The organism is Polaromonas sp. P3_B1, assembly GCF_056402935.1.
Map to the genome: position 1 here is coordinate 53,033 of NZ_JBFUGK010000032.1, position 14,617 is coordinate 67,649.

General features: G+C 63.5%; 14 protein-coding genes. 10 read left to right on the forward strand and 4 right to left on the reverse strand.

What is annotated here, in order from left to right:
• Nucleotides 1-11: 11 nt before the first annotated feature.
• The gene (locus tag AC1DXS_RS17930; protein WP_477738831.1) at nt 12-635 is read left to right on the forward strand and encodes a septal ring lytic transglycosylase RlpA family protein; all 624 of its coding nucleotides are present in this window, start codon (nt 12-14) and stop codon (nt 633-635) included.
• A gap of 37 nt (nt 636-672) precedes the next feature.
• On the opposite strand, the gene AC1DXS_RS17935 is transcribed toward AC1DXS_RS17930, so the two are convergent.
• Nucleotides 673-1,143, reverse strand: a complete 471-nt coding sequence (locus tag AC1DXS_RS17935) for a cupin domain-containing protein (RefSeq protein WP_477738832.1) — start codon at nt 1,141-1,143, stop codon at nt 673-675.
• A gap of 224 nt (nt 1,144-1,367) precedes the next feature.
• Between AC1DXS_RS17935 and AC1DXS_RS17940 the strand changes: the two genes are divergently transcribed.
• The 3 genes from AC1DXS_RS17940 to AC1DXS_RS17950 are packed head-to-tail and all read left to right on the forward strand — an operon-like array spanning nt 1,368 to nt 4,466.
• Nucleotides 1,368-2,021, forward strand: coding sequence for a GbsR/MarR family transcriptional regulator (locus AC1DXS_RS17940; RefSeq protein WP_477738833.1), 654 nt, complete (start codon nt 1,368-1,370; stop codon nt 2,019-2,021).
• A 2-nt stretch (nt 2,022-2,023) separates the two neighbouring features.
• A complete protein-coding gene (locus tag AC1DXS_RS17945; RefSeq protein WP_477738834.1) occupies nt 2,024-3,442 on the forward strand; it encodes a cytochrome ubiquinol oxidase subunit I in 1,419 nt (472 codons plus the stop codon).
• On the forward strand, nt 3,435-4,466 hold the full coding sequence (locus AC1DXS_RS17950; protein ID WP_477738835.1) for a cytochrome d ubiquinol oxidase subunit II: 1,032 nt from the start codon (nt 3,435-3,437) through the stop codon (nt 4,464-4,466). Before AC1DXS_RS17945 ends, AC1DXS_RS17950 begins: the two co-directional genes overlap by 8 nt.
• 122 nt (nt 4,467-4,588) lie before the next feature.
• On the opposite strand, the gene AC1DXS_RS17955 is transcribed toward AC1DXS_RS17950, so the two are convergent.
• The 3 genes from AC1DXS_RS17955 to AC1DXS_RS17965 form a co-directional block, all read right to left on the reverse strand.
• Nucleotides 4,589-6,661 (reverse strand): protein kinase domain-containing protein, encoded by a 2,073-nt coding sequence (locus tag AC1DXS_RS17955; protein WP_477738836.1) that lies wholly within the window; start codon nt 6,659-6,661, stop codon nt 4,589-4,591.
• Nucleotides 6,658-8,667 (reverse strand): sensor histidine kinase, encoded by a 2,010-nt coding sequence (locus AC1DXS_RS17960; RefSeq protein ID WP_477738837.1) that lies wholly within the window; start codon nt 8,665-8,667, stop codon nt 6,658-6,660. Before AC1DXS_RS17960 ends, AC1DXS_RS17955 begins: the two co-directional genes overlap by 4 nt.
• A 154-nt stretch (nt 8,668-8,821) precedes the next feature.
• Complete coding sequence (locus tag AC1DXS_RS17965) at nt 8,822-9,784, reverse strand: 23S rRNA (adenine(2030)-N(6))-methyltransferase RlmJ (RefSeq protein WP_477738838.1); 963 nt, start codon at nt 9,782-9,784, stop codon at nt 8,822-8,824.
• 217 nt (nt 9,785-10,001) lie between these two features.
• Here AC1DXS_RS17965 and rplM point away from each other — a divergent pair, with 217 nt between their 5' ends.
• From rplM to mdtD, 6 genes are all read left to right on the forward strand, one after another.
• Nucleotides 10,002-10,430 carry a 50S ribosomal protein L13 gene (rplM, locus tag AC1DXS_RS17970; protein WP_007867557.1) on the forward strand — a complete coding sequence of 143 codons (429 nt, stop codon included), beginning with the start codon at nt 10,002-10,004 and terminating at the stop codon, nt 10,428-10,430.
• A gap of 10 nt (nt 10,431-10,440) precedes the next feature.
• Entirely contained in the window at nt 10,441-10,833 is a 393-nt protein-coding gene (rpsI, locus tag AC1DXS_RS17975) for a 30S ribosomal protein S9 (protein ID WP_007867568.1), read from the forward strand.
• Between the two features lie 260 nt (nt 10,834-11,093).
• Nucleotides 11,094-11,801 (forward strand): DUF6776 family protein, encoded by a 708-nt coding sequence (locus AC1DXS_RS17980; protein ID WP_477738839.1) that lies wholly within the window; start codon nt 11,094-11,096, stop codon nt 11,799-11,801.
• Nucleotides 11,802-11,855: 54 nt separating this feature from the next.
• Entirely contained in the window at nt 11,856-12,257 is a 402-nt protein-coding gene (locus tag AC1DXS_RS17985; protein ID WP_007867575.1) for a bactofilin family protein, read from the forward strand.
• 168 nt (nt 12,258-12,425) lie between these two features.
• Complete coding sequence (gene erpA / locus AC1DXS_RS17990; RefSeq protein WP_122955163.1) at nt 12,426-12,791, forward strand: iron-sulfur cluster insertion protein ErpA; 366 nt, start codon at nt 12,426-12,428, stop codon at nt 12,789-12,791.
• A gap of 118 nt (nt 12,792-12,909) precedes the next feature.
• On the forward strand, nt 12,910-14,331 hold the full coding sequence (gene mdtD, locus AC1DXS_RS17995; RefSeq protein WP_477738840.1) for a multidrug transporter subunit MdtD: 1,422 nt from the start codon (nt 12,910-12,912) through the stop codon (nt 14,329-14,331).
• The last annotated feature ends 286 nt before the right edge of the window (nt 14,332-14,617 follow it).

Below are 14,617 nucleotides of genomic sequence, written 5' to 3' on the forward strand. Positions count from 1 at the left end.
CCCGGCCACCCATGCGCGAGGGTGTGGTCCATGGTCTTCGTGCCACCGGTGCGGCGGCTTTCATCGCTTTGGTCGCCTTGCTGGCGGCTTGCACGACGGCGCCGACCACATCGCCGGCGCCGCGCCCGGTCTCGCCCCGGCCCGCTCCTGCGCCCCAGCATGACGCGCCCGGCCAGGCCGTTGATGAAGTGCCGGCACCCGTATCCCTGACCGAGCGGCCCCGCCCCGAACTGCTGGGCGGTGAAGTGCCGCGCGAGTTCCAGCGCGGCACCGCCTCCTGGTACGGCCCGCGCTTTAACGGCAGGCGCACTGCGAGCGGCGAGCGTTTTGACATGCGCGAGTTCACCGCCGCCCACCGCACGCTGCCCTTCGGTACCCTGGTGCGCGTGCACAGCCTGGTCAACGGCCGCGACGTGGACGTGCGCATCACCGACCGCGGCCCCTACGCCGGCAACCGCATCATCGACCTGAGCCGCGCCGCGGCCGAGGAGCTGGGCATGCTGGGCATGGGCTTCAAGGAGGTGGTGCTGCTGGTGCCGGAGTCCACGCCCGAGGTGGCTGTGGCGCCGCCGCCCGCGGTCAGGATGCGCCCGCCTGTACGGCGGCGCCCTGCCGCGCCCCGTACTCCACGCTGAAACGCTTCACCGGCTGTGGGCCTGCCTGCCCAGTTGTTTAATTCACGAAGGTCACGTCGTCCTTGGGCTGCGGCGGAATCTTGATGGCAAGCGCCTTGACGGGCCCGCTGGTCACCAGCGTACCGCCATGTGCCGTGCCCTTGGGAATGATGATCAGCGTGCCCGGTTTGAATTCCTTGCGCTCGCCGCCCAGCCACATGGCACCACTGCCTTCGATGATGTATTGGATCTCGTCGGTTTTGGGGTGAATGTGTTTTGCCACGTTGCCGGACTGAATGCCGATGGTGGCGTTGTCGGTGATGACCAGGCCCCTGGCGTTCATCTCGGGGTTGGGGGTGGCGGGAATGTCGCCGTGCTTGAGTGCCGCGAGGTCAATCATCGCCGGCGCCAGAGGCGCTGCCTGCGCATGTGCATCGGGCAAGGCGCGTTGGGCCAACGGTGACAACGCGATTCCGGCCACAAAGGCCAGGGTGACGGCAAAGCCGAGGGCGGTGGTGGTGTGGCGCATGGAATCCTTTTTGAGGTGTTGTGGATGGGGCGGGCCAGTATGCCTAGCTTGCGCCCGGCTTGCCAGTAGCGGTGACCCGACTGAGGGTGAGCACGTGCGAAGGCCCGATGCCAGTGCATCCCGCTGGCCGGTAGGGTCAATAAAGCCCATAGGCGCGAATCGCCTCAATTTATTAGAATTTCAGTAATTCCTGAAAATTCAATAAATCAAAGAGGCCCGGCGCCATGAATCTTCCTCCCCTGACCCAGCGTTTTGTCCTGCATTTCGGTGAAATGGGCAGCCGCTGGGGCATCAACCGCACCGTGGGGCAGATTTATGCCCTGTTGTATGTGTCTCCCCGGGCCCTGAATGCCGACGACATCGGCGAGGCGCTGGCGTTTTCGCGCTCCAACGTCAGCATGGGGCTCAAGGAGCTGCAGTCATGGAACCTGGTGCGGCTGCAGCACCTCCCCAATGACCGGCGCGAATACTTCCAGGCGCCTGAAGACGTCTGGGCCATTTTCCGCACCCTGGCCGAGGAGCGCCGCAAACGCGAGATCGACCCGACGCTGTCCATGCTGCGCGATGCGCTGATGGAGCACCCCTCGCACGCGGACGACATCCACGCCCAGGCGCGCATGAAGCAGATGCACGATTTGATCGAGCTCATGACGGGCTGGCTGGCCGACGTGCAGAAAATGGACTCAGCCACGCTGGTGAGCCTGATGAAGATGGGCGCCAAGGTGCAGAAGCTGCTGGAGATGAAAAACAAGGTTGCCGGCAGCATGAAGGCCGGTTTGACAGGCCGCGCGGCATCCCCCACAGTGGCAGCCACGCCTTCCGATGCGCCCGAACCCGCGGCGGCGCCTGCCAACCTTCCCGATGACACCAGGAGTTGACGATGGACGGACTTGACGCATTCCTGTTGGCCCGCATCCAGTTCGCGGCCAACATCACTTTCCACATCCTGTTTCCGACCATCAGCATCTCGCTGGGCTGGGTGCTGCTGTACTTCAAGCTGCGCTTCGTCAAAAGCCAGGACCAGTTCTGGATGGACGCCTACCAGTTCTGGGTGAAGATTTTCGCGCTCACCTTCGCGCTGGGCGTGGTCAGCGGCATCACCATGAGCTTCCAGTTCGGCACCAACTGGCCGGGTTATATGCAGAAGGTCGGCAACATCGCCGGGCCGCTGCTGGCCTATGAGGTGCTGACGGCCTTCTTCCTGGAGGCCACCATGCTGGGCGTGATGCTGTTTGCGCGCGAACGCGTCAGCGAGACCATGCACACCGTGGCCACCCTGCTGGTGGCGGGCGGAACCACGCTGTCGGCCTTCTGGATCCTGGCGCTCAACTCCTGGATGCAGACGCCCGCGGGTTTTGAAATGATCAACGGCCAGGCGCATGTCGTGAGCTGGCTGCAAGTCATCTTCAATCCGTCGTTCCCGTACCGCCTCACGCACATGCTGCTGGCCTCGGGGCTCACGGTGGCTTTTCTGGTGGCGGGAATTTCGGCCTACCGGTGGCTGCGCGAGGACCGCGGGCCCGAGGTGATGGCAGGCTTGAAGACCGGCATTTACACGGCCGCGATGCTGATCCCGCTGCAGATCGTCGCGGGCGACCAGCACGGCCTGAACACGCTGGAGCACCAGCCGGCCAAGCTGGCCGCGATGGAGGGCATCTGGAAAACCGAAAAAGGCGTGCCCGCGATCCTGTTCGCGCTGCCGGACGAAAAGGCCAAAGAAAACCGCTACGAGATCGCGGTTCCCAAGCTGGCCTCGCTCTACCTCACGCATTCGCTGGACGGCGAGGTCAAGGGCCTGGACCAGTTCGAGGGCAAGCACCCGCCGGTAGCGCCGGTGTTCTGGGCCTTCCGCATCATGGTGGGTGTGGGCCTGCTGATGCTGGCCGTGAGCTGGGCCAGCGTGCTGCAGCTGGCCCCGTGGAAGAAAGACCCGGCGCGCACGCTGACGGTCTGGCACGCGCGCGTGCTGGTGGCCATGACTTTCGCGGGCTGGATTGCCCTGKTCGCGGGCTGGTATGTGACCGAAATCGGCCGCCAGCCCTGGCTGGTGACGGGCGTGCTGACGGCGGCTGACGCTGCTTCCAAAGTGCCGGCGCCGCGCATCGCGCTCACGCTGTCGCTTTACCTTGCGCTGTACGCGGTGCTGCTGACGTCGTATGTGTCGGTGGTGTTTTACCTCGCGCGCCACAAAAAGCATGCGGACAAGCCCTTTGGTGATGACGACAACACCGCCGGCGAGACCGAGAAGGAACTCAACGTCGTGAACTACCCCGAAAAGGAAGGAGCTCCCCATGCTTGACCTTGCCCCCGACCTGACGCAAGCCGCCGGCTGGATGCCGATTGTCTTCCTGGTGGTGATGGGGCTGGCGATGCTGGCCTATGTGATCCTGGACGGCTATGACCTGGGCGTGGGTGTGCTGATGCACCGCGCCGGCGACGACGACAAGGACACCATGATCGCCAGCATAGGCCCCTTCTGGGATGCCAATGAAACCTGGCTGGTGCTGGGCGTGGGCATCCTGCTCACGGTGTTTCCGATCGCGCACGGCGTCATCCTGGGCGCGCTGTATTTGCCGGTGGCCTTCATGCTGATAGGCCTCACGCTGCGCGGCGTGGCCTTTGACTTTCGCGTCAAGGCGCGGGCCAGCCACAAGCCGCTTTGGAACCGCATGTTCTACACCGGCTCGCTGCTGGCGAGCTGGTCGCAGGGCTATATGCTGGGTTCGCTGATCACCGGCTTTGCTACCACCTGGTGGACGATTGTGTTCAACGCCGTTATCGGCGCCGCACTGGTGGCGGCCTATTGCCTGCTGGGTTCGGGCTGGCTCATCATCAAGTCCGAAGGAGCGCTGCAGCTGCAGGCCGTGCGCTGGGCGCGCGCCAGCCTGTGGTTCACCATGGCCGGGGTGGCGGCGATTTCCATCGCCACGCCGCTGGTCAGCCACAGCATTTTCAACAAGTGGTTCTCCTTCCCCAACATCGTGTTGCTGCTGCCCATTCCCGCCGCCACGCTGGTGCTGTTCGGCGTGATCTACCGCAGCCTGCAGCGCCTGCCGGTGCGCCTGGCACAGGGCAATGAATACGGCGCCTGGGTGCCCTTCGGCGCTACGGTGGGCGTGTTTTTGCTGGCCTTTTACGGCCTGGCTTACAGCCTGTTTCCATGGCTGGTGATTGACAGCCTGGACATCTGGAAGGCGGCCGCTGCGCCCGAAGCCATGGGTGTGATCCTGGCCGGCGCGGCGGTGGTGCTGCCGATGATCATTGGCTATACGGTTTTCGCCTACCGGGTTTTCTGGGGCAAGAGCACCGCGCTGAAATATTAGCCCCCACGCTCCCCCACTGCGTGTGGGTCGCTGCCCCCAGAGGGGGCCGCTGCGCCTGCGGCCCGGCAAAGCCGGTTCCGCGGCCCCTGCTGGTGAAGAGAGAGCCCCCGCGGTCTGCGTGTTTACAAACTGATCTCGGGCGCGGGCGCTACGGCTTCCAGCTCCAGCAAAAAGGCCTCGGCCGATTCATAGCGCTGCTCGGGGTTTTTGGCCATCAGCTTGTTGACGACGCCCTGCAGCACGGCGTGTTCGGCCGGCAGCGCCGGGGTTTCGGCATTCAGGTGTTTTGCCAGCAGCAATTCGAGCGACTCGGCGATGTAAGGCCTGCGGTGGGCGAGCATTTCGAACAGCATCACGCCCAGGCTGTAGAGGTCGGATTGGGCCGTCACCTTGCGGCCGGTGGCCTGTTCGGGGCTCATGTAATAGGGCGTGCCCACCACATCGCCGTGGTGGGTTTGCGTCAGGCCCATGCTTGGCGACTGCAGCATGGACTTGGCGATGCCGAAGTCGGCCAGCGCCACGCTGCCGTCGGCGCGCAGCATCACGTTTTCGGGCTTGATGTCGCGGTGCACGATGCCATGCGAGTGGATGGCCGACAGGGCCTCGGCGATCTCGCGCACGATCGTCAGTGCCTGCGGCCGCGCGAGGCTTGGGCCGAACAGGCCGCGCAGGTCGCCGCGTTCGAAGTACTCCATCGCGATGTAGGCGTGCTCGTCGGTAAAGCCCTGGTCGTAGATCTTGATGACGTGCGGGTGGTCTATCTTGCAGAGCAGGGCATATTCCTGGATGAAGCGCACCAGATGCTCCGAGGCTTCCTTGCCGCGCGAGTCCAGCACCTTGAGCACGATGGGCAGGCCGTCGGATTCACGCTCGCTCAGGTAGACCTCGGTCATGCCGCCCGCGCCTATCTTGCGCGTGATGCGGTAGCCCTTGAGCCGCACCGGCTCGCTGCCGGCGTCGAAGCGCAAGTCCTTGAGCGCCGAGAGCTTGGAGTCCAGCGCGCCCTTGACGGCGCGCGCGGTGATGTCCGAATTGGCGCGCACCGCGTCGCTGATCTCGCGGGCGCGCTCGGTGAGGCTGGCCATGCCGTGGATCTTGTCTTCCATGGTGGTGACCAGGCCGGTGACCTCGGCCACGTCAATGGCGAGGTTCTTGCCCGTCACCACCAGCGAGGTGTGGGTGCCCGTTTGTATGCCGGTGCCCGCCTGGGCCAGCGCCTCCTCGCTGGCCATCACCGTCCAGCCCATTTCCTCGGACGCGCTTTCCAGGCGCGCGGCCAGGGTCACGGTTTCGCCGACGGGTGTGAGCTCCTTGTTCTGCTGCGTGCCGAGCTGGCACAGCGTGACGGCGCCGCTGTGAATGCCCACACCCATGGCAAAGGGCGGCAGGGCGCGCGCGCCGAAGCGCTCGTCGAGCCAGTCGCGGAATTCATGCGTGGCCAGCGCCATTGCCAGGGCGGCGGAAATTGCGCGGCGCGGCGCCGGCAGCGGCGAGCCGGTCATGGTGTCGGAGAACACGGCCATCAGGCCGTCGCCGATGAACTTGATGTGGCGGCCGCTGTTTTTGAGCACGGGCTCGGAGGCGCGCTCGAAGTACTCCGTGAGCAGTTGCGAGACCTCGGCGGCACTGAGCTTCTCGGCGATGGACGTGAAGTTGCGAATGCTGGCGACCAGCACGGTGGCGCTGGAGAGTTCCTCGGTCTGGGCCGAGGCCGGGATGTCCATGGGTATGGAGTCGGGTTGGTCGCCGCTGATGCGGTGGGAAAAAGCCGCGCGCAGCCGCTCTTCGCCGGCAGCCACTTCGGAGTCGATGGCTTCGCGCACCCGGGCTTTTTTCTTGAGCTGGGCGTTCACGGCATCCAGCAGTTCGGCGCGGCTGAAGGGCTTGGACAGGTAGTCGTCCGCCCCGGCCGTCATGCCGCGGCGCATGCTGTCGCGGTCGTCAAGGGCGGTGAGCAGCATGAAGGGGGTGTTGGCCAGTTCACGGTCGGCGCGCACCGTGGCCAGCAACTCGAAGCCGTTCATGCCGGGCATGCCCACGTCCGAGATGATCAGGTCGGGCCGGCTGGCGTGGGCCAGTGCCAGGCCTTGCAGGCCGTCGGCCGCGGCGGCGGTCTCAAAGCCTTCCAGCTTGAGCAGGCGCACGATGTTGCTGCGAATGGCGTCGTCATCTTCAACGATCAGTATCAGGGTCATGTCTGTCCTCGGGGGGAGATGGGCAGGCTGACCGTGAACCGGGTGCCCGCGCCTGGCGTACTCGCCACCTCGATTTTGCCGTGGTGGAGATCGACCGCGTGTTTCACGATGGCCAGGCCCAGCCCGGAACCCTGCCGGTTGCCCACGTTGGAGCCCCGGTGAAAACTTTCGAACAGCCGCGGAAGGTCTGAATCCGGTATGCCAATGCCTTCGTCGCCGACCTGCAGGATCAGCTCGTCACCGCTCTGGCCGTCCTCGGCTTGCCGGTGGTCCAGCGTCAGCACCACCACGCTGCCGGGGGCTGAGTACTTGCAGGCGTTGGTCAGCAGGTTGGTGCAGATGTGGCGCACCAGCCGTTCGTCGAGCATGACCAGCCGCGAAAACGTGTCGTGGCCGACCGGTGCCTCGAATTCAATGGCGTGCTGGCCCGCGTCGCTGGTGTGGACCTCGGTGACGAGCTTGCGGCACAGCGCAGCGATGTCCACCGGCCGCAGGTTCAGCCTGAGTTTGCCGGCGTCGGCCTGGCCGACGGTCAGCATGTCCTCGAGCATGCCCTGCATGCGTTTCACCGCCACCACCAGGTCGGCCATGATGTCCTGCCGCTCGCGGTGCGTGATTTTTTCGCCGTAGTGCTCTATGAGTTCGGCCGAAGAAAGAATCGTGGCCAGCGGCGTGCGGAATTCATGCGAGGCCATGGACACGAAACGGGTCTTGAGTTCGCCCAGTTCGCGTTCATGCACCAGTGCGCGCCGGGTTTCCTCATCGGCCTCTTTTCGGCGCGTGATGTCCACGTAGGTCCAGACCGAGCCTTCCTCCGGCCGGCTGCGGTCCAGCGCGGAGCCGTCCAGCTGCACCCAGATCAGCTCGCCGTTCTTGCGGCGCATGCGCGCTTCGGCGGAGAACAGGCCGGTCTGTGTGATCTGGGCGTAGGCCAGCCCGCCCAGGTATTCGAACTCTTCGTCGCTCGGATAGTGCACCCGGGTTTCCTGGCCCAGCAGTTCGGCCGGGCTGTAGCCCAGCATGGCGGCGAGCGTACGGTTGAGCCACTGGTGGCGCCGCTCTTTCAGGAAGGTGACGCCGACCGCGGTGGTTTCCAGGATGGCCTCGCGCTGCACCAGCGCGCTCTTGAGCTCCTCGTCGAGCCGGCGCCGCTCGCTGATATCGGACATCAACACCAGCAAAGCCGGCTCGCCGTCCCATTCAATGCGCGTGCCGTAAATGCTGGCCCAGCCGGTGCGCAGCGCAGGCGCCATGGTTTCGCGCGGCGGTGTGATGAAACGGGCCTCGTAGGCACTGACCATGGTGCCCGATTGCATCAGCTCGCGCCGCTGCTGCACCATGGGGCGGTCGTCGGGATGGATCAGGTGCATCGAAGGCAGGCCGATGAGCACATGGCCGAACAAGGCTTGCGCGCTGGCGTTGGAGTAGCGGACTATGCCTTTTTGCACCACCAGGATGGCGTCGTTGACGTTTTCCACCACGGCGCGGTAGCGCTCGGCCGCGGACCGGGTCAGGGCCTCCAGCCTTTTGCGCTCGGTGACATCCTTCAGGAAGAACAGGTCCGCCGGCGCACCCTCCCAGTCCACCAGCACGCCGTTGATTTCCACCCAGGAGACCGTGCCGTCGTCGCGCTGGAAGCGCGCCTCAAAGGCCGGCACGACATTGCCGGCGGCGCGCAACTTGTGCTTGCCGGAAACAAAGTCGCGGTCTTCCGGGTGGATGTATTCGATCATCAGCTTGTCCGCCATGGAGGCGGCCTGCGTGCCCAGCAGGGCCAGGCAGGGGGGGTTGGCAAAGCGGAGCAGGCCGCCCTGGCCGACGCAGATGTTTTCGGTCGCCAGGTCGACCATGGTCTGGTAGCGCGCCAGCGAGGCGCTCAGCTCGCGCGTGCGCAGCGCGACCTGGCGTGCTATTTCGGCCTCCATGGCGTCTTCGGTTTGCACGCTGCGCCCGCGGCCGGGGACGGCCGGGGTGGCGGAAGAACTGGGCTGGGCCTGGACAGACATGGAAGAGGATGAAGCGCCGGGTGGAAATGAGAGAACCGGGGGCAGGGTACGGGCAACCTTGCCACAACTCACTGCGGCGGTAAAGACAGGAAAACATCTGCGCCACGGGGCGCAAACCGTTTAGGCGGCGCGCCGGGCCGGGTCTTGGGCTGCTTCAGCCGCCGTGTTCGAGCGTAAAGCCGGCGTTGCGGTCCTGGCCCAGCAACTCGACCATCTGGGGCAAGGCGGCCTGCAGCCCGGCTTTCAGCGTGTGGGGCGGGTTGATCACGAACATGCCGCTGGCGGGAAGCCCGGGGCGCACCACCTCGCCGCTGGTATCGGTCGTTAATTTGCTTGATTTGACGGTTAAAGCGGCATTCAACCAGCTGCGGCCGCTTTTGACGGCCAGGGTTTTGAGTTTTCGCGGCAGGTCGTGCGCTTCGGGCCTGGGGATGATGGGGTACCAGACGACATAGGTGCCGGTGGCAAAGCGCTTGAGGGCGTCAGCCATGCAGGTCGCCACGCGCCCGTAATCGCTCTTCATCTCGTAGCTGGGGTCGCAGAGCACCATGGCGCGGCGGGCCGGGGGCGGCAAAAAGGTTTTGAGGGCCTCAAAGCCATCTTCGCGCGCAACGGCCACCTGGCGGCCCACGCCCAGCTGTTCGATGTTGCCGGAAAGCGACTTGAAATCGGTGGGGTGCAGCTCGAACAGCTTGAGCTTGTCACGCCCGCTGAGGAACTGCTGCTCGATGAAGGGCGAGCCCGGGTAAATCTTGAGGTGGGCAATGTCGCCGGTTTCGGCGAACTGCGGGTTCAGGCCGCGCAGCAGGTCGATATAGTCCTGCAGCAGCGGTGTCAAGGCCTCGGGTGCTACGGTTTTAGGAGCGACAGACGCCTTTTTAGCAGGGGCTGGAGCCGCTTTGGGCTGAGACAGCAGGCGGAAAATACCTTCATGGGCTTCGCCGCTGGTTTCGGTGTAATCGCCATCCAGCCGGTACAGGCCGGCCCCTGCGTGGGTGTCGATCACGGTCAGCGCCGTGTCTTTCTGGGTCAGGTACTTCATCAACGCGATCAGCGTGGTGTGCTTGAGCACGTCGGCGTGGTTGCCTGCGTGAAAGGCGTGGCGATAGGAAAACATGGGCCTATCCTACCTTCTTGCCAGGGGAAAATGCCTCAAAACCGGCCGAATATTGACGCAAGTCCTTGATTTTTCATATAATCGAGGGCTCTGCAGCGCTTAGTGGTTCCGCGGCAGAGGCCAGCCAACGCTGGGAAATACTGCCTAAGAGGTTCTCATCAGAAGAACACCGACCGCAGAAAAGAACCCGACAAACCATTTTTTCGAAAGAAAACTCATGAAAACGTTCAGCGCAAAACCCGCTGACGTGACGCACGAGTGGTTTGTGATTGACGCGACCGACAAGGTCCTCGGACGAGTAGCCAGCGAAGTTGCTCTCCGTTTGCGCGGCAAACACAAGGCCATTTACACGCCTCACGTCGATACCGGTGACTTCATCGTCATCATCAACGCAGCCCAGCTGCGCGTCACCGGCGCCAAGTCGACCGACAAGATCTACTATCGCCATTCCGGATATCCAGGCGGCATCACTGCCACCAACTTCCGCGACATGCAAGCCAAGCACCCCGGCCGCGCTTTGGAAAAAGCCGTCAAGGGCATGCTGCCCAAGGGCCCGCTCGGCTACGCCATGATCAAGAAACTCAAGGTGTACGGTGGTGCAGAGCACCCGCATACCGCCCAACAGCCCAAAGTGCTGGACATCTAAGGAGCCATTGATGATTGGTGAATGGAACAATGGCACCGGCCGTCGCAAATCCAGCGTCGCCCGTGTGTTTATCAAAAAAGGCACCGGCAAGATCACGATCAATGACCGTGACATCCAGGTGTTCTTCGGTCGTGAAACCTCGATCATGATCTGCCGCCAGCCCCTGTTTCTGACGAACCACGTCGAGACGTTTGACATCATGGTCAACGTCCACGGCGGCGGTGAGTCCGGCCAGGCCGGTGCGGTGCGCCACGGTATCACCCGCGCGCTGATCGATTACGACGCAACGCTGAAGCCGGCCCTGAGCCAGGCCGGCTTTGTGACGCGCGATGCACGTGAAGTCGAACGTAAAAAAGTCGGTTTCCGTTCTGCTCGCCGCCGCAAGCAGTTCAGCAAGCGCTAAATCCGCTTCGCTCCCCAAAAAAGCCGCCTGGTTTGTGCCTGGCGGCTTTTTTCATGGCCCGGTTTTTTTGGGGCCTTTCCGGTTCGGCTGATTGCCGTTAAAGCGTGGTGAATAGGGTTGCAGGCTGGGGAGTTGGGGGGGGGTAATACACCCGGAAGCAAACCCTTACCCGGCTTTACCGGGTTTGCCGGGTTAATCCTCGATGTGGGTCCTGTCTGCGTGCACAATGCACTCCCGAACCGAAAACCGCAGGGCCCTCCTTGAAATTTCGCCTGTTTCGCCGCCGCCTGACCATCAGTTCCCCGCGCATGTCGGTGCGCAGCTCACTTCCCTGGCCGCTGCGCTGGATCGCCGGCGCCCTGATGCTGGGATTCTCGGGCGCCGTTGCGCTATGGGCCTTTGAATTCGGCAAAGGCATCACCGGCACGGACAGCGGTGCCAAGGAAGAGCTGGTCATGCTGCGGCAGGAGGTGGCCAACCTGCGCTCCGAGCGTGACAAGGCGCAGTCCATCGCCAACACCTCGGGCAGCCTGCTCACCGCCGAAAAGGCAGCCCAGGAAAAAATGATGAGCCAGATCAGGCAGCTGGAGACGGACAACCGCAGCCTGCGCGACGATCTCGGTTTTTTTGAAAAGCTGCTGCCGTCCGGCAGCGCTGAAGTTGCCACCATACGCAGCCTGCAAGCCGAAAAGCTGTCGGACACCCAGCTTCGGTGGCAGGTTTTGGTGATTCAGGCCGAAAAATCCACCCCGAATTTCAACGGAAAACTCGACCTGACGGTTCACGGAACCCAGGCCGGCAAGCCCTGGAGCATGACTTTGCCCGGAGGGCCGCAAACTTTACAGTTCAAACAGTACCGACGTGTGGAAGGTGTCCTCGACTTGCCCCCCCAAGCCGTGGTACAAAGTGTTACAGCTAAGGTCATAGAAGGAACAGTGGTCAGATCAGCCCAGACCTTTAAGCTTTGATTTCCCCCAGCCATCCCCCCATTTGCCACATCGACCCAGCACAGGAATTTTTGTATGTTTGGAAAAAAGAAGCAGCCGCCCATCAAAAGCCTGATTGCCCAGGGCAGCTGTATTGAAGGCAACCTGAAATTCACCGACGGCCTGCGCATAGACGGCGAGGTGATCGGTGACATCCGCGCCGCTGAAGGCGGCTCCAGCATCCTGGTGATCAGCGAGTCGGCCACCGTGACCGGCTACATCCATGCCGACCACGTCATCATCAATGGCCGTGTGATGGGCCCCGTTCATGCGTCGGAGCTGCTTGAACTGCAGCCCAAGGCCAGGATAGAGGGTGATGTCTCCTACAAGGCGCTTGAAATGCACCAGGGCGCCGTCATCTTTGGACAGTTGCGCCCCACCACGCATCCCGAGCTGGAAGAAAAGCCCACGCTCAAACTGGCGGCGAACAACATCTGACCAATGTGCCGAATTTGGTGAGTAAGCGCTCACAAGTCAGCGGTCGGCCCTAACACGCATGGGCGTTATGGTTGATTGAATTGCTGTACTATTTGTGCATCAGTGCCGCCAGAGCCTGCGCCCCGAATCGCGGACCTTTATCCGCCTTGATGATCAATTGGAGTTTCCATGAGTGCCGTTGCTGAAAATATCCAGACCGAAATGCCCGCGCCCTTTGTCTTCACCGACAGCGCCGCGTCCAAGGTGGCTGAGCTGATTGCCGAAGAAGGCAATCCCGACCTGAAGCTGCGTGTCTTCGTGCAAGGCGGCGGCTGCTCCGGCTTCCAGTACGGTTTCACCTTCGATGAAATCACCAATGAAGACGACACCACGATGACCAAGAACGGTGTGTCCCTGCTGATCGACGCGATGAGCTACCAGTACCTGGTCGGCGCCGAGATCGACTACAAGGACGACCTCGAAGGCGCCCAATTCGTCATCAAGAACCCCAACGCTACCAGCACCTGCGGCTGCGGCTCCAGCTTCTCGGCCTGAGGCGCTTCCCAACGCTCCCGCTTTAAAAGCCGCCCTCGAGGCGGCTTTTTGCTGCCCGGCGATTTCCCTGCTTTGTTCCATGCGGTGAACCAAGTCCGCGCTTTCTCATCTCTTATCCATGCAGGCAGAAGAAAAATCATTGCGCATGCTGCTCTGGCTGGTGGCCATCGGCTTTTTCATGCAGACGCTGGACGCCACCATCGTCAACACCACCTTGCCGGCGATGGCCCGCAGTTTTGGCGAAAGCCCCTTGCGCATGCAGTCGGTGGTGGTGGCCTATTCCCTGACCATGGCCATGCTGATTCCCGCCTCCGGCTGGATCGCCGACCGCTTCGGCACGCGGCGCGTGTATGTGGGCGCGATCTCCCTGTTTGTCCTCGGCTCCATCGCCTGCGCGCTGTCCGGCAACCTGATGCAGCTGGTGGCGGCGCGCGTGGTGCAGGGCATGGGCGGTGCGATGCTGCTGCCGGTGGGCCGGCTGGCCGTGTTGCGCGCCTTTCCGCGCGAGCGCTTTTTGCAGGCCATGAGTTTCATCGCCATTCCCGGCCTGGTCGGCCCGCTGATCGGCCCTACCCTGGGCGGCTGGCTGGCACAGGTAGCCAGCTGGCACTGGGTGTTTCTCATCAATATTCCGGTGGGCTTGCTGGGTGGTGTGGCGACGGTGTTTTACATGGAGGACAACCCAAGGCCGGAGGTGCCGCGCTTTGACCTGGCGGGCTACCTGTTCCTGGCATTCGGCATGGTGGCGGTGTCGCTCGCGGTCGATGGGCTTTCGGGCCTGGGCCTGAAGCAAGCCGGTGTGCTGGTGCTGCTGGTGTTCGGCATGGCCAGCCTGGCCGCCTACTGGCTGCACGCGGCCAGGCGGCCCGACCCGCTGTTCTCGCCCAAGCTGTTTTCGATTCCGACGCTCAGCATAGGCCTGCTCGGCAATCTGTTCTCGCGCCTGGGCAGCTCGTGCATGCCTTTCCTGGTGCCGTTGCTGCTGCAGGTCAGCCTGGACTATTCACCGCTGCAGGCCGGCATGATGATGGTGCCCGTCGCCGTGGCCAGCATGCTGGTCAAGCGCGTCACCACGCCGCTGATCACGCGCTATGGCTACCGCCGGGTGCTGGTGACCAACACCGCGCTGGTGGGCTTCACCATGGCCAGCTTCGCACTCGTCACACCGACCCAGCCGCTGTGGCTGCACATCGTGCAACTGGCCTGCTTCGGCGCGGTCAACTCCATGCAGTTCACCGCGATGAACACGGTGACCCTGCGCGACCTCGACACCAGCATGGCCAGCAGCGGCAACAGCCTGCTGTCCATGGTGCAGATGCTGGCCATGAGCATGGGCGTGGCCGCCGCCGGCGCGGTGCTGGCCGCTTTCACGGGTTTCTTCGGCGCCGGCGAAGCGCAGCAAACCCTGCACGCCTTCCAGGCGACCTTTGCCGCGATGGGGCTGATCACGCTGGCCTCCGCGGGCATCTTCTGGCAGCTGTCGCCGCAGGTGAGGGTGGTGAAGAAGGCTGAAGCTTCCGAGGCTTCGGGTCAGGGGTAGCTTTCTGCCGGGTCTTGCGCCGGCCTTGCGCGCTCTTCTTCCTCCTTCCTCCTCTTTCCTCTTCTTAGATCTGCTGGCCGGGACTCGCCCCGGCGGGCGACTTACTTTCTTTTGCTTCGCCAAAAGAACGTAAGCAAAGAAAAGGCGACCCGCAGTCTGGGTCCCTGCGCTGCGCTACGGGCAACCTGCGGTGCTCGAGCCAAGCGGGGTCAAAAACAACTCGCTTCGCTCAGACACGTTTTTGCCCTGATCCGCTTGTCTCTGCGCTCCTCGGCCCAGCCAGAAC

Bases quoted from the DNA above. Each gene is read 5' to 3' on its own strand.
- AC1DXS_RS17940 (WP_477738833.1), top strand. From the start codon at position 1,368: ATGAATCTTCCTCCCCTGACCCAGCGTTTTGTCCTGCATTTCGGTGAA.
- AC1DXS_RS17965 (WP_477738838.1), bottom strand. From the start codon at position 9,784: ATGTTTTCCTATCGCCACGCCTTTCACGCAGGCAACCACGCCGACGTG.
- rpsI (WP_007867568.1), top strand. From the start codon at position 10,441: ATGATTGGTGAATGGAACAATGGCACCGGCCGTCGCAAATCCAGCGTC.
- erpA (WP_122955163.1), top strand. From the start codon at position 12,426: ATGAGTGCCGTTGCTGAAAATATCCAGACCGAAATGCCCGCGCCCTTT.
- rplM (WP_007867557.1), top strand. From the start codon at position 10,002: ATGAAAACGTTCAGCGCAAAACCCGCTGACGTGACGCACGAGTGGTTT.
- AC1DXS_RS17985 (WP_007867575.1), top strand. From the start codon at position 11,856: ATGTTTGGAAAAAAGAAGCAGCCGCCCATCAAAAGCCTGATTGCCCAG.
- AC1DXS_RS17955 (WP_477738836.1), bottom strand. From the start codon at position 6,661: ATGACCCTGATACTGATCGTTGAAGATGACGACGCCATTCGCAGCAAC.
- AC1DXS_RS17930 (WP_477738831.1), top strand. From the start codon at position 12: ATGCGCGAGGGTGTGGTCCATGGTCTTCGTGCCACCGGTGCGGCGGCT.
- mdtD (WP_477738840.1), top strand. From the start codon at position 12,910: ATGCAGGCAGAAGAAAAATCATTGCGCATGCTGCTCTGGCTGGTGGCC.
- AC1DXS_RS17935 (WP_477738832.1), bottom strand. From the start codon at position 1,143: ATGCGCCACACCACCACCGCCCTCGGCTTTGCCGTCACCCTGGCCTTT.
- AC1DXS_RS17950 (WP_477738835.1), top strand. From the start codon at position 3,435: ATGCTTGACCTTGCCCCCGACCTGACGCAAGCCGCCGGCTGGATGCCG.
- AC1DXS_RS17960 (WP_477738837.1), bottom strand. From the start codon at position 8,667: ATGTCTGTCCAGGCCCAGCCCAGTTCTTCCGCCACCCCGGCCGTCCCC.